The organism is Limihaloglobus sulfuriphilus, from assembly GCF_001999965.1.
Classification (GTDB): Bacteria; Planctomycetota; Phycisphaerae; order Sedimentisphaerales; family Sedimentisphaeraceae; genus Limihaloglobus; species Limihaloglobus sulfuriphilus.
The window spans coordinates 1,652,753-1,672,164 of record NZ_CP019646.1; the positions used below are offsets into that span (position 1 = coordinate 1,652,753).

At 44.4% G+C, this 19,412-nt stretch carries 13 protein-coding genes; 7 read left to right on the forward strand and 6 right to left on the reverse strand.

From position 1 onward, the window contains the following. Positions 1–114: 114 nt before the first annotated feature. Entirely contained in the window at positions 115–1,179 is a 1,065-nt protein-coding gene (locus tag SMSP2_RS06395) for a LacI family DNA-binding transcriptional regulator (protein ID WP_146683162.1), read from the reverse strand. A gap of 280 nt (positions 1,180–1,459) precedes the next feature. Here SMSP2_RS06395 and SMSP2_RS06400 point away from each other — a divergent pair, with 280 nt between their 5' ends. The 7 genes from SMSP2_RS06400 to SMSP2_RS06430 all read left to right on the forward strand — a co-directional run bounded on the left by SMSP2_RS06400 (position 1,460) and on the right by SMSP2_RS06430 (position 14,242). Next, positions 1,460–2,545: a uroporphyrinogen decarboxylase family protein gene (locus tag SMSP2_RS06400; RefSeq protein ID WP_222566419.1), complete on the forward strand. Its 1,086-nt coding sequence runs from the start codon at positions 1,460–1,462 to the stop codon at positions 2,543–2,545. A gap of 19 nt (positions 2,546–2,564) precedes the next feature. Then, positions 2,565–3,563, forward strand: coding sequence for a TRAP transporter substrate-binding protein (locus SMSP2_RS06405; protein WP_186804896.1), 999 nt, complete (start codon positions 2,565–2,567; stop codon positions 3,561–3,563). Next, on the forward strand, positions 3,560–4,081 hold the full coding sequence (locus SMSP2_RS06410; RefSeq protein ID WP_186804897.1) for a TRAP transporter small permease: 522 nt from the start codon (positions 3,560–3,562) through the stop codon (positions 4,079–4,081). Before SMSP2_RS06405 ends, SMSP2_RS06410 begins: the two co-directional genes overlap by 4 nt. Beyond that, complete coding sequence (locus SMSP2_RS06415) at positions 4,078–5,373, forward strand: TRAP transporter large permease (protein ID WP_146683166.1); 1,296 nt, start codon at positions 4,078–4,080, stop codon at positions 5,371–5,373. The genes SMSP2_RS06410 and SMSP2_RS06415 overlap by 4 nt, the downstream gene beginning before the upstream one ends. A 30-nt stretch (positions 5,374–5,403) precedes the next feature. After that, complete coding sequence (locus SMSP2_RS06420; RefSeq protein WP_146683167.1) at positions 5,404–6,552, forward strand: uroporphyrinogen decarboxylase family protein; 1,149 nt, start codon at positions 5,404–5,406, stop codon at positions 6,550–6,552. 108 nt (positions 6,553–6,660) lie between these two features. Then, positions 6,661–10,785 (forward strand): glycoside hydrolase family 2 protein, encoded by a 4,125-nt coding sequence (locus SMSP2_RS06425; protein WP_146683168.1) that lies wholly within the window; start codon positions 6,661–6,663, stop codon positions 10,783–10,785. Between the two features lie 19 nt (positions 10,786–10,804). Continuing rightward, positions 10,805–14,242, forward strand: coding sequence for a discoidin domain-containing protein (locus SMSP2_RS06430; RefSeq protein WP_146683169.1), 3,438 nt, complete (start codon positions 10,805–10,807; stop codon positions 14,240–14,242). Positions 14,243–14,545: 303 nt separating this feature from the next. On the opposite strand, the gene tnpC is transcribed toward SMSP2_RS06430, so the two are convergent. The 5 genes from tnpC to SMSP2_RS06455 form a co-directional block, all read right to left on the reverse strand. Then, positions 14,546–16,120, reverse strand: coding sequence for an IS66 family transposase (gene tnpC / locus SMSP2_RS06435; RefSeq protein WP_146683170.1), 1,575 nt, complete (start codon positions 16,118–16,120; stop codon positions 14,546–14,548). Between the two features lie 110 nt (positions 16,121–16,230). Then, complete coding sequence (gene tnpB, locus SMSP2_RS06440; RefSeq protein WP_146682968.1) at positions 16,231–16,590, reverse strand: IS66 family insertion sequence element accessory protein TnpB; 360 nt, start codon at positions 16,588–16,590, stop codon at positions 16,231–16,233. Next, positions 16,584–16,919, reverse strand: coding sequence for an IS66 family insertion sequence element accessory protein TnpA (tnpA, locus tag SMSP2_RS06445; protein WP_146682969.1), 336 nt, complete (start codon positions 16,917–16,919; stop codon positions 16,584–16,586). The genes tnpB and tnpA overlap by 7 nt, the downstream gene beginning before the upstream one ends. 49 nt (positions 16,920–16,968) lie before the next feature. Next, positions 16,969–17,463: a hypothetical protein gene (locus SMSP2_RS06450; protein ID WP_146683171.1), complete on the reverse strand. Its 495-nt coding sequence runs from the start codon at positions 17,461–17,463 to the stop codon at positions 16,969–16,971. 206 nt (positions 17,464–17,669) lie between these two features. Then, the gene (locus SMSP2_RS06455) at positions 17,670–19,385 is read right to left on the reverse strand and encodes a sodium:solute symporter family protein (protein WP_146683172.1); all 1,716 of its coding nucleotides are present in this window, start codon (positions 19,383–19,385) and stop codon (positions 17,670–17,672) included. Between the last annotated feature and the right edge of the window lie 27 nt (positions 19,386–19,412).

Consider the following 19,412-nt stretch of genomic DNA (forward strand, 5'->3'; position numbering starts at 1 on the left):
AACTGTAATCCGGATAACACACCCGAAATCAAATTCAATATTTCTTTAATCATTTCTCACGGCTCTATATCTACCAAACACCCATAAAGTGCATATAAATCATTATTAATATAATTACGTTTTCAAGCCGGCAACAGTTTCGCCCAAGGCAATATCACAGTCCAGTTTAACCACCTGCCGGGGCATATTATAACCAGAATGATCCATCAGCAACATTTTCAATGCCATGACACCCATTTCAACGCTTCGAACCTTGACGCTGGTAAGTCTGATTGAACTTTCCATCGAACTCGAATCAAAACCTGTAATCGAAACATCTCGCGGAACTGAAAAACCGCGGCGAGTGAGTCCAGTGTACAGCTCATGCCCTGCCAGGTCGCTGGGACACATCCACGCAGTTACCCCTGCTCTAATTTGTGAAGCAACGTAATCAAAATGTTTTTCCCAATCCAATCCGCCTTTTTCCGGGTAGTCCTGCTCTACTTCTACAATTGATTGCGAATTCACTGCCAGACCCAGGCGGCAAAGCGATTCAGTATATGCAGCAAATCTTCTGCGGGACCAACTAATCGCTCCGTTATGTCCGAAGAAACCAATGTTTCGATGGCCGGCTTCATACAGCATGTCCATCAATTTCCCAATCGCGCTTGACGAATCAACCCCAACGTATCCAACTGCCGGGTCGTCATACTGGTGCATAATAGAAACACAGGGAAACAGTTTTGACAGGTAATTTACAATCTCTTCAGGCCAGTGATGAATCAGAACCAGCCCTTTGACTGCGTTATTTCTGATGACCCAGGGTTGATGTGACCTCTCAATAATATATTTACACTCGTTTTTACTGGCATAATGAGACACCAATGACATGTTTCGGGCAACAGCTTCTTTCGATAATCCTTCAAAATACCCCCCCCTTGAAGCCGGATACGTACTTTTATTGACAAGCACACCAATAAATCCGCACTCAGTGTTTGCCAAATCACCAATGCCGTTTTTTGTTTTCCGATCATACCCAATTTCCCGGGCGGCCATCTGGACTTTTCTGACGGTTTCTTCACCGATATCTGACATGCCCCGAAGGGCCTTGGAGACTGTTGCAACTGAAACGTTGAGTCGTTCGGCTACAAGCGTTTGGTTGACTTTCCGTGGTTTTTTGCTACATGTCGTTGCTTCCATGGAGTTAAATTTACATATCCTTACTTAATTACGCAAGCATTTTTTTAGAAATTTAAGAAAAAAAACGTAAATTATTTAATTTTTTTGTTAATTTTCTTAAAAAATGAAAAAAAACTCATTTTTTTAATATAAAATTTGACAATGCCCAGAAAACCCGCTATTTTTAAAAAAGCACATTTACTTAAATTTTCGCAGAACTACTTAAAATAAGATTTAAAAGATGCAATTTAACAGACAACAGTACCTTGACCTTATGAGTGGCCATGATTGCAGTCGTCAGATGTTTGTAGAACTTTTCGGCCCACTTATAGGTCTGGAAGAGGAGTGGGCCGCCCAAGGTGCAACACAGGACGAGTTGGACATGATCGCTTTTGATTGGGATTATGTAGATTTTATCGACTGTGGAGCCAATGCGTTCTTTTTAGGAAAAGTCACAGAGCCCAAAATCCTCGAAGAAAACGATAACTCTATTATAGCAGTTGATTCTCTGGGGCGAAAAACGAAACTATGCAAAGGCAGTTCCACCCTGCCGCTGCCGCTGGACTGGCCCGTCAAAGATATGCAAAGCTGGGAAAAGATCAAACCTCTTTTCAAGTATTCCGATGCGAGGATCGATGAAAAAAGTATTCTTCACGCAAAAAAACGGCAGCAGGAGGACGGATATATCGTCACCGCCAACATATTCGGAGCATTTGATACCATCCGGATGCTCATGGGCGATGAAAACGCCTGCATTGTCTATTATACCGATCCGGATCTTGCCCTTAATATTCTGAACACGATCACTGAAATGACCCTGAAAGTTTTTGAGCAGACTCTCAAAAAAATCCACGTGGACCAATTGATGACTCATGAGGATATGGCAGGAAAATCCGGCCCTTTAGTCGGGCCCAAACAAATCGAAGAATTTTACAAACCCTACTACCATAAAGTCTGGGATTTATTTGAGTCCCATGGAACCCCTATATTCCAGATGGATAGCGACGGCAATATCGAAAATATTATTGATGTTTTAATGGAATGCGGGATCAATTCGGTTTATCCTGTAGAACCGGCCGCAGGAATGGATATTGTTAAACTCCGCAAAAAATACGGCAATCAACTGATGATGTTCGGTGGGATCGATAAACATGTCCTTCGCGGAACCAAGGAAGACATTCGCAGGGAACTGGAGTACAAAATGCAGCCAATCATGCAGCAAGGCGGCATGGTCTTTGGCCTTGATCATCGGATACCAAACGGCACCCCGCTGGAAAACTACAGGTATTATGTTGATCTCGGGCGTGAACTGCTCGGGATTGAACCCAGAACGAAAAATCAGAAGGGTTGGCAACGAATGGCCTTCTGCGGCGAGTCTATCACATGATGTCATTTTGGAATCGCGAATGAAACAAATTAAAACACAATTAGCACTTATGATAATCCTGGTCATTCTGGCTTCGGTTTTTTTTCATTTTAACTATTCAAAAGACAGTTCTGCCACGAAAATCCTGCGAATTGCACATCCGCTCAGTGACACACATCCTCTACAAAAGTCACTCGAATATTTTGCCCGGATTGTCGAACAAAACTCTCAGCATGAACTGACCGTCGAGATTTATCCCAATGGTCAACTTGGCTCAGACTACCAAACCATTGAACAACTCCAATATGGAATTATCCCAATGACCATTGTCTCATGCGGCCCGCTTGAAAGCTTTATCCCCCAGATGCAGATTTTTGGAGTTCCCTACCTGTTTCGAAGCAGAGAACACATGTTTAAAGCCCTAAGTGGACCGGTAGGCAGGGAACTCCTGGAAACGGGTCTGGAACGAGGGCTCAAAGGCCTGTGTTTTTTTGATGCCGGCGCGAGAAGCTTTTATACGTCTAAAACCCCTATTCGGTCTATTGATGACCTGGATGGATTAAAGATCCGGGTCATGAAAACCAGCATGTCCATTAAATCGGTGCAGGCCATGGGGGGCTCACCCGCTCCCATTGATTACGGTGAACTCTATACGGCCCTTCAACAGGGTGTTGTGGACGGAGCGGAAAACAACCCTCCCAGCTTTTACACATCCATGCATTATGAAATCTGCAAGTATTACACTCTTGATGAACACTTTCGTATCCCAGACATTTTACTAATAAGTAAACTGCGATGGAACCGTCTTTCGCAAGAAGAGCAAAAAATCATTGCAGACGCTGCACAGCAATGTTCGGCTTATCAGCAAAAAGTATGGGCCGAGTTTGAAGAATTTTCGATGGAAAAACTGAAATCCAGCGGAGTGGAGATCATATCGGTCAACAAAATGCCATTTGTGCAGCGTGTACAACCAATATGGAACCAGTTTACAGGGACGGAGATCGGAACATGGGTTCATCGTATTCAGGAGATTCAATGATGGAACTGCTTAAGTCTCTAAAGAAAATGCTGGATTTGACATTGGATATTGTTTGCGGACTGTTAATGGCAATGTTATTGGTTGTTGTACTCTGGCAGGTCGCAAGTCGATACGCCATTAAAACCCCCAGCCCCTGGACCGAAGAACTTGCGGGTTTCTTAATGATCTGGCTTTCATTGATTGGCGCTTGTGCCGCTTTTCGAAGGCATGCTCATTTGGGCATCGATTTTCTGACGGCAAAATTTGATAGCAGCCGCAAACAGTTCCTGTTAAAATCCATTGCCGCTTTATGTTGCGCATTATTCAGTCTCCTTGTATTATTGGCAGGCGGAACGGAGCTTGTCTGGAAAACATTTCTCACCAATCAGACTTCGGCGACCCTCGGCATCAAAACCGGATATGTCTACCTGGCAGTACCAATCAGCGGTTTTTGCATAACAATCTACAGTTTACAGGACATGTTTACCTTTACAGCAAAATATAGTGAACACTTAAAAACAATAAGGGCAGGACAATGACTCCGAGTATTTGGGTTATGATCATCTCGTTCGTGATACTTTTGTTACTCGAAGTGCCAATCGCATTTTGTCTTGGTCTCTCAACAATTCTGGCTATTTTTGCGATTGGTGACATTCCGGCATTTTTGATTGCTGCTCAGCGTATTGTAAGCGGAACCAACAGCTTTACGCTGATGGCCATACCGTTTTTTATTCTCGCCGGACTTCTGATGGGACATGGCGGCATTGCCAAACGTCTGATTGATTTTGCAAGTATCTTTGTTGCGCGTCTGCCAGGGGGTCTGTCATTTGTCAATATTATTACCTGCATGCTGTTCGGCTCAATCTCCGGCAGTTCCGCGGCTTCCGTCTCTTCGGTCGGCAGCTTTATGATTCCAGCCATGAACAAGATGGGCTACCATCGGGACTTTAATACAGCAGTCACGGTGACCGCCGCCACAACAGGACTGCTGATCCCGCCAAGTAATGCGATGATTGTCTATTCATTAGCCACAGGAGGCGGTGTTTCGATTGCTGCGATGTTTATTGCCGGAATCATCCCGGGCATATTGGTTGGCCTGGGCCTGATGTCTGTCGCAGGTGTCATCTCAATTCGCCAGGGATACGGAAAAGGAGAAAAATATTCAGCCAAAGAAGCAGTTGTTAAATTCTTCGCCGCCATTCCCGCCCTGCTGTTAGTCATCATTATTTTAGGGGGCATCCTCTCGGGCATTTTCACCCCAACAGAGGCTTCTGCCATTGCCGTTGTTTACGCGTTGTTTCTTTCGGTTTTTGTTTACCGGCAGGTCAAATTCTCCGACTTACCGGCCATCTTGCTCAAATGCGCCATCACAACTTCTATTGTGATGCTTTTGGTAGGCACCTCTATGGCGGCAAGCTGGGTATTGTCTTACGAAAATATTCCACAGAAAATCAGCGCTGCCATGATCGGTTTAAGTAACAATAAGTATGTTCTCTTGTTTGTAATTAACCTTATTCTACTGGCAATCGGAACGGTAATGGACATGACCCCTGCAATTCTTATTTTTACACCTATCTTTCTTCCGGTGGTTAAGAGTTTTGGAATGGACCCTGTTCATTTCGGCATCATTATGGTCATGAATCTCAGTCTCGGCCTTTGCACCCCGCCGGTCGGAACCTCTCTGTTTATCGGCTGCGGCATTGCCGGTACAACGGTGAGTAACATTACTAAGCATCTGATACCATTTTTTCTGATTATGATTTTGGTACTTTTAATTTGTTCATATTTACCGGCGATTTCGATGTGGCTGCCAAATCTTATGGGGTTATAAATTGACGAGAACTGTTCTAAGAGGAAATCTATGACAAACAGCCAATGGGTACAATCTATAATTAACGGAGAACAAACCGCTCCGAGAGCACAATACTGGATGTCATTTTTCAATGCCGATACGGCTCGCAGTATCGCCCCGCGAGAATATCATTTTGAAGGTATGAGCTTATACGAAGTCGGCAGCGAGTTCGACATGACAGGAATGAGTCATAAAGACCTTGATAAATTGATTGCTTTCAATGAATACACAGACCGCATCTTCGCCTGCCTGGGTAAAGGTGCCGCCATCATGTTTGGACACGGCGGCCCGGGAGAATTTTTCTGCAAAAGCATTGAAAAAGGCGACAATCATGTGATTGTTCAGTATGAAACCGGCGTCAAAAGCAAGGTCCAGTTTGATCCGCATTTCTACCATACGTTTGATCATCCGGTAAAAACAATGGATCACCTGCAAAAGCTCATACTTCCTGACCCTCATGATCCAAAGCGTTACGCAGGACTGGCTGATAATGCAGGATATCTCAAATCAAAAGGACAATATGTCGTCGGATCCCTTAACGGTTTTTTCTCAGGAATCCATTATTTTCTCATGGACTATCAGGATACTTTAATATCCCTGATAACAGAACCGGAATTGATACAGGCCGCTGTTGATAAAATCGGTCAGTGGAATTTAGCTGCTGCGGAGAACATGATTAAGGCCGGCGTTGACGGCCTGGCTATTTGTGATGATCTTGGCTCAAAACAAAATCTTCTGATGCCCCCTCAACTATACCGGAAGTTTTTCAAGCCATGGCACAAAAAACTGTGCGACCTGGCCCACTCACGCTCAGCAACGGTTCACTTGCATTCCCACGGTGCGATCCATGAACTGCTCGATGATCTGGTCGATTGCGGCTTTGATTTTATCAATCCTTTTGACCCTGAAGAAGGATATGATATTGAAAACATCCTGAAAAACTATTCAGACAAATTCGTCGTTGTCGGGGGTTTCCCCGGCAGCTTTTGGTACTGGCCTTTGCAACAGCAAGACGAATATCTGAATCAAATGGCCGCACTCGGCAAAAAATATCCCCGTTTTATCTTTATGGATTCCAGCGGCATACCCAATGACATAACCGCAGAAAAGTATCTTAAAATTACAGAAATGTCAAAAATTGCAAGAAACGTTAAATGAAAGAACATCATCACATAGGTACCTCATTGCAGAGAGATGATCATATAGGCTCCTCACATAAATTTGTATGAGGAACCCAAATTTTATTATTTTATTGAGGTTAAAAAAATGAACTCTAACAAATTGCAATTAAAAGTTGAATCCACCAAGACTTTACTCCTTTTCATTTTATTATTCTTGGTTACTACTGTAACACAAGGCTCACAAATATTATTTGAATCCGATTTCAATAATATTGATGGCTGGAATCAGGAATACGGCGGACAATGGCAGATCGAGAAGGGTATTTGTCAAGGCAGGACCCGTTCTCTATGGGCAGGTAACAAGAATTGGAAAGACTACCGTTTCTCCTGTAAAGCACGTTGCGTGGAAGACGGCGACGAAGGGCAAATCTGGCTCTCCATTCGCTATAACGACGAATGGAATCGATACGCTATTGCCATCCGGGGTGGTCTGCTGAACGAGGTAGCGCTGTTCAGATATCGTGACGCTGCTCCTCCGACGCCGCGTGTGCAATGCCCACTTAATATTCCGCTGGGCTTCGAGTTTCAAGCAAAAACGTGGTATGATGTCAAATTCGAAGTCGCCGGCCCCCGCATCAAGATATGGATAGGCGACGTTGAAAAACCGCAAATCAATTATATTGATCGCGAGCCCATCTTAAATGGAGCCATTGCACTGGGCGGCAATTACCATACTTGTGAATTTGGCGATGTCGTCGTGCGAAAGATTGAGGCCGAGTCTCCCCTTCTTTCCGATAGTATCCAATTTACTGACTCTGCAATCAAATACAACTTCGGCCCCTCCAATACCAAGATAAATGGATTTATTAATTCTGATGGTTCGGTATATAATAAAAGCCTCGGCTATGGCTGGAACAAAGATATGCGATCCGCTGTCAGAAAAAGAAATCGTTCCGGCACAGAGGAACTTGATACACTGATAACTGTAGCTCATACCACACCAGATGCCACATTCACGATTGACACTCCCAACGGAAACTACTGTGTTACCGCTATCGGGCATGATCCACAATATAGAACCTATTTGAAAATCTTCGCGAATGACACCCGACTTGCAGATATCCCTTTAAAAAAAGGTGAGCCCTTATTCGCCGCCGATAAAGTTCATGTTAGTAACGGCAAGATTGAATTGAAGCTTGTCAGAGCTAAAAGTGAACCGGGAATGTCTTTGGCATATGTTGTCATTGAGCCTTGGAAAGACGTGATAGAGCGAGAATCTCAAAGAATAAAACCTGTCACAATTCAAAACGATTCATTCATTGTCAATGAAAATTTAAGAATGGCCCAGCGACAGCAATATAGACCGATTGAACTCGAAAACATCAATGACCAGGGCCGAACGGAGATTTCGTTAGACGGCAACTGGATTTTTATGCCGGCTCAATACCTGGACAACACAGCAAAACCTCAATCGCCGAACTATTCCGATGAAAACTGGCATATTATTGATGTGCCGAATTTCTGGAATCAGATCGCATGGTGGACTATGGAAGTCGCCGGCTATGGGCTTCGTGGTCAGGCTATGGCCTACCGGTATGACGAGGTGCGCCGTACGGAGAAATACACCTTTGATTATCGCCAGACCGATTCTGCATGGTACCGCCAATGGGTCACAGTTTCAGAGACCGCCGAGGGGCGACATCTGATCCTCAACTTCCAAGCTTCGGCTTCAATTACGCAAGTCTATGTAAACGGCAAGTTTGTCGGGAACCATATCGGCATGTTTACGCCCTTTGAATTTGATATTACCGATCATGTCGAGTACGGCAAACCCAATCTGATTGCCGTGCAAGTCTCCAGCGGTGCGATTCCGGAAGCTGATGCCGACAAGATCGCTGACGTAGCGGTTACCATGGTCATTACTGATGAGATGCTCAATTCGCTGCCCAAGGCAATTTACCGTGCCCAAACGACCAGCTTGGATTATACCGAGCACAAGAAGCTTGATCGCCCCTCCGGCCTCTGGCAGCCAGTCTCGCTGATTGTGACCGGTGCAGCAAAAATTGACAATGTGTTCTTCAAACCTGAACTGGATGGCGCGAATATTGATGTTACCCTGAGCAACGCTTCGGACACGCAATTCGACGGCATTTTGAACGTTGACGTGGCAAATGCCACCGCATCCAGCAAGGTGTCGCTCAACCCCGGTCAATCACGGACTGTTATGCTGCATGTAGATGTCGAAAATCCAAAACTCTGGACGCCGGAAACGCCAAATCTGTATAAGCTTAAAGTTAATTTAGGAAATAATAACAAACAACTTGATGATTATTCCTGCAACGTTGGCTTTCGAACTTTCAAGGTTAAAAACGGTCGCTATATTCTCAATGGTCGTAAACGCTGGCTTGGCGGGGCCAATATGCCGCCGCACGGGTTAAGACCCAATGACGAAAAACTAGCTAATACGTTCATGAAGTTGATGCACGATGGCAATCAGATGATAACACGTGCCGTATGCAGTCCCTTTACACCCGTCTGGGCTGATGCCGCTGATAAACAGGGCGTTGCTGTCAGTCTTGAGGGTACCTGGCCCTGGATGGCCATACATGATCGCCCCATGCCCGAAGGTATTTTGATGGAAGCATGGCAAAATGAAATGATTGACCTTGTCAAACAATTGCGTAACCACCCCAGTATAATCATGTGGACAATCGCCAATGAATTGAACTATCACCCCGGACATTACAAGGACGATAAGAACCCGGAGCAGGCTTATCTTAAAAAAATGAAAATTCTGTCTGATTTAGTCAAGAAAATCAGGCTGCTTGACCCAACACGCCCGATATGTCTCTGGTCAAACTATCGACGGGAAAAAGATCTTTATGAGCATCTTCTAAAGCCCAACAATATTGATGATGGCGACATCACCGATCCGCACTCCTATCTTGGCTGGTACCAAACGTCTGTTTTTCAGGATCATAATTATAATGGAAACTACCTTCCGAAGTATGCAGGTCAGGCCATTACGTCCCAAGAGGCATCCACAGGATACCCCAACAATGACAACGGCTCATCGGAACGGATCTATATACAGCTATATACACCCCAAACATGGATCGGCGATGAGTCTTACGAGCATCGGGACCCATCCGTATTTCTCAACTATAATGCATTCATGTCTAAAGAATGGATGGAAGATGTACGCAGAACAAGACGGACCGCCGGCTGGACGGCCTTCAGCAACGTGTGCTGGTTTAAATACGCAAGCTTTGCTGATCATATTCAACCGTATATAACCTACTATGAGATGAAGAAAGCGCTTCAGCCGGTACTCATCACACTTGATCAGCGAGATCGACACTATTATCAGGGAGACAACTCATCTGGTAAAATCATCGTTGTCAATGATGATATCAATGGAAATAACCTCAAAAACCTCGAGTGTACTATTGACCTGATAAGTGCTGACAATAAAAACATCTTGAGCCGAACCATTACGATTAACGATTGCCCCTATTACGGGAAGACCGCCAACGAATTCAGTCTTACAATCCCCGACGACATCACGGACTCGCGCGAGAACTTTAAGCTTCAGTTAACGCTTAAATCGCACGGTACACAACTCAGTCAAAATGACTATTCCCTGCTGATCGCTTCAAAAATGTGGGCATTTAACAAAACTGAAGCCAAAAACATCGGCATCTTAGAAGCTAATGGCGCCGTCAAAAGCTGCCTGCAGAAACTTGGTGCGGAAAGCATCACCATCGATGAGATTGGGAGCCAAAAAGCTGTTGTTTGGGCCAATGAAAAAGTTAATCAAACTGTATCCAATAAGCTTATGCATTTCGTGGAAAATGGCGGCACAATAATTCTGCTTGAAACCGGAAATGCAAATGCTATCCTACCAGATGGCATCGTTAAAGAAATCTACAAGTACAATGTAGAATTTGCCAACATCGAACTGCCGGGCCACATTCTTTTCAGTGGATTTAACTCTCAAGATTTAGGGTGGTTCAACGGTTCCGGTACATCACCGTATGCTGCTTGTTCAAGTTATGTCCTTTGTGAAAATGCCCCTTGTACAAAACTGACCGAGCATGTACCACCGCACGGTTACGGATGGGAAGGCCCGGTTACCTGTCCACTTTTCATCGTCAATCATGGTAAAGGCAGCATCCTTGTAAGTGAAATCAGAACTTCGGCCTGTGATACCGACCCAATAGCCGGAAAAATCTTAGGTAATATTATTAATTGGACGAATAAACAGTAAAAATCAGGAGATTAAGAAAATGAATATCCGCTATTTCGTATTAAGTCTGATCGTTACATCCATCTCAGCATTTGCCGGCAATTCAACTGTATCTATACAATTAAGTGAAAATCCCGACCCGGTGCAAGAGATGGCAGCAAAAAAATTAGCTCATTATCTTGGACAAATGTACCCTGATAATGATTTTTCTGTAAATTCCAAAATACCAGAGACATCCTATACTGTCCTGATAGGTACAGCTTCTTCATTTCCGGCATATACCAAACACATAGATACTGAGTTTCTTGGCAAGCCGGGCAGTTTCATCGTCAAAAAGATCGGAAAGCAAGAATCACTAATCATCGGATCTGACAGCAGGGCGACCCTGCACGGAGTATACACCCTCTTGGAACACCTCGGCGCCGGATTTTACCTTTCATACGAAGTGGTTCCCAGGAAGAAAACGGACTTCAGTTTTGAAGAATGGAAGCTCAAAGATGCACCTTTGGCACCCACACGCATCGTATTCAACTGGCACAACTTCCTTAGCGGTTGCTCCGGATGGAACTTCAGCGATTGGAAAGCATGGGTCGATAATGCTGCTAGTATGCGATACACAGATATAATGGTGCATGCCTATAAGAACAATCCCATGTTTACTTTCACGCATAATGGAGTCTCCCGCCCCGCCGGTCACCTTGCAACCAGTTCCAAAGGGCGGGACTGGAGCACGATGCACCTGAACGACGTCCGCAGAATTCCGGGCGGCAACGCCTTTTTTGAGCAGGCGACCTTTGGCTCCGAAGCTGCCCTCGTTCCCGATGAAAAACGGGTTCAAACCGCTCAGGACTTAATGAACAAGGTGTTCGACGAGGCAAAAGCAATAGGCATGGGAATCAATTTCGCCATTGATGTCGATACAGGAGACCCTGCCGCTATTCTAGACACACTGCCTGATGAAGCAAAATTTACAGCAGGTACTACTTTAGTTAATCCGGACACTCCGGCAGGATATGCGTACTATCGAAGCATGTTAAAATCACTGCTGCAGACATACCCTCAAATAACCAATGTCTGGGTATGGCATCGATGGAAATTGACTACCCCTTGGACAACACTGCCCCCTGAAGATTTTCCCAATGACACATGGCGAACTGAATTCGGGAAAATCGTCGAAAAATATCCTCATCTTAAGGATGACCCTTACGCCAGTGGTCAATACGCAATATCCCATATTGTGCGAGCTTTCCGCAAGGCGATGGATGAGCTGGGATTTGTCGATGTGAAGCTGGGAGTTGGGACATGGCGGTTCCCTCACCTGAAAGCTGCCGACGTTTTCATGCCGGACGGCGTGACATTCATGGCTCTGGATTACGGCCGCGAATTCGGCTCGGACTCTCTTCGCAAGCTGTTGTCTGAGCTTAAACACCCGTTCATTCCAATTGTATGGGCACATCATGATGACGGGGCGTATCTCGGCCGTCCCTATACGCCCTTTCCCGATTTTTGCAGCGAACTTGAACGCCAAAAGACGGATGGGTTTGGGGTTATCCATTGGACAATGAGGCCGCTGGATATGTTCTTCAAAAGCCTCTCTGAGCAAGTATGGCTAAACACAAAAGATCAACCGCTCCAAGAAACGTGTAATAATATGGCTCAACGAATCTTCGGAAACAGTGACGACTTGGGTGGCTATCTTTATCAATGGGTCACAAAGGGGCCGATTTTCGGCCGTGAAACTCTGGACTATTTTATGTGGGAGCCATTCGATAATATGGAAGTGTTATTATCCAATTCCCAGAAACGACTTGACATCCTTAAGTCGATAGATAAATTAAATATGACTGCTCAGCAAAAAGCTCATTTGGACTATTTTAAAGATTTTGAGTCCTTCTGCATGGAATTTATTCGCAATCAAAATATGCTCTGGAAAGCCAAAAAACAGATTAGTACCAAGATGGGTGATTTGCAAAGTTATCGCAAAATAGTTTCTCATCTAAAACCTGAATCAGTTATTCAAACGTATGTCAAGGCAATCAGCAACGGTGATACCACTCAAAGTGAAAAAGGCCTAGCTGTAACATTAAGTACACAATGGCTGCCGTATTTTATCGAACAGCGTCAACTTGCAGGTTCAGAACCAATCCGAATCAATTTCTCTCCAACACAGCATGAAGATTTAGCAGCTATGCCGGGGAAAAGAACTTTCTTTATAGATAAGGACGGCAATTATTGGCGCGCGTTGGGGGAACGGGAAACACAGATTCCGGTATTTTCAAATCCTGTAAACAAAACCGGCATTTCAGCAATAGATGAAATCGCCAGAACAGGAATTAAAATCAGTAAAACCTTTAATTTGAAAATTAAAAATCTTCTTGATGGACCACAGTCCGATGGTCAATTTCATGACGGACATATATCACCCGGAAAATATCGCCTGAATTTGATCTTTCTAAACACGGCAGGTAATGCGTCAACACAGTCCATAGCCAATATTTTATTACCGGATGGCACCGAACAGAAAATACGTGCCGACCAATCAGGTCCCTTTCAAGTTAGTTACCCAGTTGAACTTAATAAGGACTTTGCCCCTATCGCTATCAAACCTTTGGCAGATCATGTTGGACTTTGTGGCTTGTGGCTTGATCCTATCGACGTCAATCTACCTGAACCTTATGGGTTAAGAGTTGCTGAAGCATCCGGCTCTTCGGCTTCAGGCGATAGCGATGTCGAGTTGACTCTGGACAATAACCTAAATACAAAATGGCTGACTCCTGATAAAAAAGGGGGCATTCTCTATGATTTTGGTCGAATCAGAAAGCTATCCGAAGTCAAGATAGCGTGGCTAAATGGTGAGTCCAGACGTCAACAGTTCAAAATTGATGTGTCCAGTGATAAACGGAATTGGCAGAGCATTTTTGCCGGTCACAGCAGCGGATATACCTCTTCGATGGAAACATACTCATTCAAGCCGGTTAGGGCCCGTTTTCTCCGTATTCATAATCTGGGCAATACAAAAGACGATAGTATGAGTATCAGTGAAATAGAATTTCACCGTACACAATCAAAACATCCTGATGGTCTTCGAATATATGATATAAAAGCGAGTGAACCAACAAATCCTGAACATGAGTACAGCCCTCGAAAAGCCATTGACGTAAATCCAGGCACACGATGGGCGGCAAACGGCAAGGGCCAATGGATTCAGTTTCGATTGGATCACAGGGCGATGGTAGAGACTGTAAAAATTCAATGGTTTGGCCATAAAAGAAGCTATGCATTTGAGATTCAGGCATCCCCGAACGGAAAGAACTGGAAAACTGTTTCAAGTCATACGAGCAGCAATACACCTGGTTTGGATGAATTCACACTCAAAGCCGTTCATGCCCCCTGGCTGCGCCTGCTTTGCCATGGGAACAATGAAAACACATGGAACAGCATCTTAGAATGCGAAATTCATGGCTTTCTTAAGAATTAGCCGTGTTTGCTGTTTGAGCCAGTCGTTTGTTGGAGAAAAAGTCGCATTTGTGAACACAACTCTCCTGGTTTGAAGATGAAGCACAAAGAACACATAAGCAGTTCTCAAACCTCGAAATGTCCACACTTCCTTTTGAAACATATCAGCACACAAAAAGACTCCTTCGTGCCTGGATAGAAACTCACGCCATGACAAACCTTTTCGCTCTGGTGACGGCGGCAGACCGTTTCTTCTCAGAATGTTAGTAAGGTTTCGAGGAACTGCACCCTTGAAAAAAAATAGCTGGGGCAAGCTGGTGGTTCGTCAGGAGGCTTTCAATATCTGTTCTTTGACAATTTTGCCTTCTTCAGTGTTAGACTCAGGTTTCTTCCAGTTGCTGGGGAGAAGCTCGTCTATTTTGTGTCCCGGGTGGGTGCTCACTCTTCTCAGTACATCGTTGAAGTAGGCGAACGGGTCGTGGCCCATCAATTTACAGCTTGCTACCAGGCTGTAGATAATCGATGCTCGCCAGGCTCCGGCCTCACTTCCGGCAAACATATAGTTTTTTCGACCTATGACGACCATACGCAGTGTACGTTCGGCCAGATTGTTATCAATATCCAGAATTGGATCTTCCGTATATCTGCACAGAGCATCCCACTGGTTCAAAGCGTAGGTTACCGCCTTGCCTGTCGGGGTCTTTGGCAGCACTTGAGCATTGTATTCGTCAAGAAGGCTCTTTATTTCTTCGAGTATCGGCACAGCCTCTTTCTGTCGGGCTTCCAACAGCTGCTCATCGGAGTACTCTTCGCGTTTAGCCCTGCTTTCAATCGCATATAGCCTGCCCCATAATACCGTCATACGGGTACCCCTGAGGGGATCGTCATCTATAGCATACTCGAACTTTCTTCTCGCATGGGCGTTGCAGCCAATTTCCGTGGCCTTACCTTTATTAAAAAACTCATCATATCCGCTGTATGCATCGGCCTGAACCTTGCCGGCATAATCACCAAGGAATTCCAGCGGCCCTTGTCTTGATCTTGTGGGCGTAAAATCAAACACCACATTACTCTTATCATCAATATAGGTCCACAAATAACCGTTATAGGTGGAACCTTTACGTTTTCTGCTCTTTATTGGGATACGGGTGTCATCGGTATTAATCTTTGGAGACTCAAGAATCTTCCTGTGCATCCTTTTAACCAGGGGCTCCAGCAGATCAGCACATTTATCGACCCAACCACACATTGTGGATACATTTATATCAACACCATGCCGCTTGAGGATGCTTTCCAGTCTGTTCAAGGGTGCATGATCACAATACTTACTCGTTATTATGTGAGCCAGCAGTCCCTCGCCGGCGATACCCTTGTCTATCGCCCTTGGGGGAAGCGGACCAATAGATATCTCTGATTCGCAAGCCTTGCAGCAAAATTTCTTCCTGACATACTCTTTGACGTAAAACAATGCCGGGACATATTCGAGTACCTCTGTTGTCTCAGAGCCGATTACTTCCTTAGGCGTATTGCATACAGGACAGATCTTTTCTTCTTCGGAGGGTTCTATCTTGATGGTCTCTCTCGGAAGGTCAGCCGGCAGAGGGTTACGGCCATTATGTTTTTTCTTTCTGCCGGTCTTCTTGACGGGTTCAGCCTTTTCTTCTCTCTGCTGCTCTACCTTGGCCTTAACCTCTTCGTACATATCTTCAAACAAAAGCCTTTGGGCGGGATCAAGTTTCTCGCTCTTTTTGCCGAACAGCTGACGCTTGAGATAATGCAGCTGGCCGGTAAGATCATCTATTTGTTCAAGCAGCGTGAGCACCATACTCTTAAGAGTCTCCACATTGGAGGGTAACTCTTCTTTAGATGTTTCAGCTGTTATTTTTGTTTCTTTTGCCATTTGATAAGACGAAATAGTATTGTTCTTAACGATGAAATAAGTATATCAGAAACAGCTGAAAAAGCAAGAAAAAATAAGAAAATAAATGCAGTATTTTTAACTTTCAGGGCCTATGGAGGCGTTTTACGCTCATAACGCTTTCTTCTTCTCGCCTTGAAAAGATCTATCCCCTCGAGTATCCATGTAAGCTTTGAAATGTCAACCTCAATTGAGGGTTGTTTTGATGGGTTTTTCAGTTTTTCAAAAGTTCCCTCTTCAAGACGTTTATACCAGATGGCAAAACCTGTCCTGTCCCAGAAGAGTATCTTGCACTTGTCCCCATGCTTGTTGAAGAACACGAACAGATGGCCGCTCAACGGATCCTTGAGCATAAAACTTTCGGTCAGCATCGAGAGCTTATTGAATCCGCATCGCATGTCGGTAGGTTGAGTGTATATGAATATCCTGACCGATGATGGAAGTGTCAGCATAACCCGGCCTCACGCAGAACACCGACCACGCGGGCCAGCAATTCACTCTCGGTTGAAGGGCTGATACGCAGAACGCTGCCGGAGCTTAGGATAAGTTCCAGTGGTGTTGGATTACCGGCGGGCAATGTAACCTCGACAAAACCGGATTTCTCCGGCACTTTCGTCGGCTTGTCAGGACTGAGCTTCTTTCGCCAGCTGTAAAATGTCGGCTCAGATAACCCTTCCTGTTTGCAGAACTGCCGGACCGGCAACCCGCTTGAACGCCAGGTCTCAATTACCATCTCCCAGAACCTGCGTTGTTCCAGGTCTGACTGTTTTTCAATGCTCATGATTTGTCTCCAGTAATTATCATGAGCCAAATTATCAACTTTTCAAAGATCAATACAAGATGGACTTGCTCGAGACCTTACGAATGTTAGCAATGCTCGTTTTAGATACCTCTATTTCCAACTTTTTGAGTTCTCCCTCAATACGTTTATAGCCCCACTCGTTTTCACGGGCCATCCTGCAGACTATCTGTTCGATATCAACATCTATGCGAGGTCTGCCGGGCTTTCTTTTTCTTCGATCTGAATAATCCCACTTCTGCTTCTCAAGTCTTCTCTGCCAGGCAAGGATAGTCTTGGGCTTGACAATACTTACCACCTGCTCCATCAGGTCCCTGCCCAATGCCAAAGCCGCCTCAAACAGGCTTCGCCGTTCATCATCATTAAAAATGATCCGTTTCTTGATTTTAGATTTGAGAATCTTGTTTTCCAAGCGAAGATACTCGTTCTGAAGTGTCAATTCCCTGCACAATAAACGCGTGATCGTAGCTATTACCGGAATTGTAAGCCATTTCTTAGATATAGTTGTGTTATTAAAATCTTCCATGACAAAATAATAACATAAAACGTTGAGAAATCAACTTTTAAATCGTATAATATTACCATAATTCGAGAGAGCTATGAATATTTTTACACCACGCTCTACACTGAGAACGTCGCCTATCTTCGTGACACACCGGCCTTGACAACTACAAATGGTCCCACTCCTCCTTGACAAGTACATAGTGACCTAATTTAAAGCGCCGATTGACACTAATTAGATTTAAGCAATTTTCGCATCAACATCAATAACAATCCTATTATCTGGACAAATCCGGCAACAAGAATTATGTATAACTTGTTTTCTAACGTATTGGGAAACAAAATAAAAAACCACAACATGCTGCCCAAAGCAAATGCTAAAATTCCCAGCACTTTGAAAAGTACAGAATCATTGTCTTGACCAATTTCATCTGAAAACTCGACAGGTCTATGAATCCTGCTGAAAAGCCGGCTGATGAGTTCTTTTTTAGACGAATTGTATCCCTTCCAAAAAACTATAGAAAAGACAAATGCCGAAGAACTCGAAGCGGAAACGACCAGTGCCAATATGTGTGTGGAAAATCCAAGCCGCAGAGAAACAACAGAGCCGCATAAACCGCATACCGAAGAGAGACAGCCTGACCATTGCGGTGTTTTTGGAATAAAAAAACCCATGAAAAGCGGAATAAATAATGGCAGAGTCAGAGTTCCGGTCACTCTGAATGCTGTTTCGAATATGCCCTTCTCTCCAGCATTTTTGGCAAAATAAACACCGAAGACTATTACCATCAAACCGAAAAACAGTGTAAACAACCTGCCAAGTTTGAGCAGAAACTTGTGATCCTGAGACGGTTTTTTTCCAAATAACCGCATGATCTCAGGATATATATTCTTAATAAACATTGCAGAATTTGCGTTCAAGGCCGTGTCTAAGGAGCTGATCTGGGCAGCAAACATTGCGACGGTCATCAATGGCAATAACCCGTTAGGAAGCAAAAGCTTACTCATATACGCGTAGGAAATATCCTGAGGAGCGGTAAGACCCGTCTGCATTACGCTCTCACTGTGAAGCAACCTGGCGACCATAGGCGGAATAAAATACACTAAAGCACATACAGTTGAAACCACCATACAGAACAGTGCCGCCTTGCGGGCCTCTTTGCCGTCTTTACATGCAAAAAACCTGTGTCCTCCACCCATGCCCAGAATTATAAAAACCTGTACCAGTCCATTACCCAGAAGCCAGTAACCGCCGTACAGACCGTCTTGACGGCCTTTTGTGACAATTGCGAAATCACGGCTTATCTCTTCTGAGGCATTTATGGCCGAAAAAAAACTGCCGATGCCTCCTATTTCTTTCAGTGCCAGAAAAGCCATAAGCAAAATCATTGGAACCATTATAAGGCTTTGCAGAAAATCCCCTGCCAATACTGCCCAGTTGCCTCCTGCAAGAGTATATATCAAAACAATAAAACCTATTGCGATTATTAAGGTTACAAGCGGAAAGCCAAAAACTGTATTGGCAAAAAGAGAAAGCATATAAAGTCCCAGGCCGGCATAAAGTACAAGGGTTATCATCGAGATATACGAAAAAAACTGCTGAAAACCAAGTCCAAAACGATCGTAAACTATTTCCGCAAATGTCGTCACCCTTGCCTGCCTGTACCAAGCCGCTACTCCAAGAAACATTATGAGATAGCAAACTGAGTTTGCCAAATATATGAAAAGAATCGAAAAGCCGGCCTCATATGCTACGCCTGCGTTGGCAACAAAGGTCTGGGTGCTTATACTGCTCATGAACAGACTCATTCCAACCATCCACCACGTCCCCTGACATCCTGAACGAAAATAATCATTCTCGTCTTTGTTGAGTCTTTTGAAAAGAAACCCGACTATCACCATGAACAGAAAATAAAGGCCGACAACTATATATTTAATATTATCCATATATTATTCTCATATAAATATTACGAT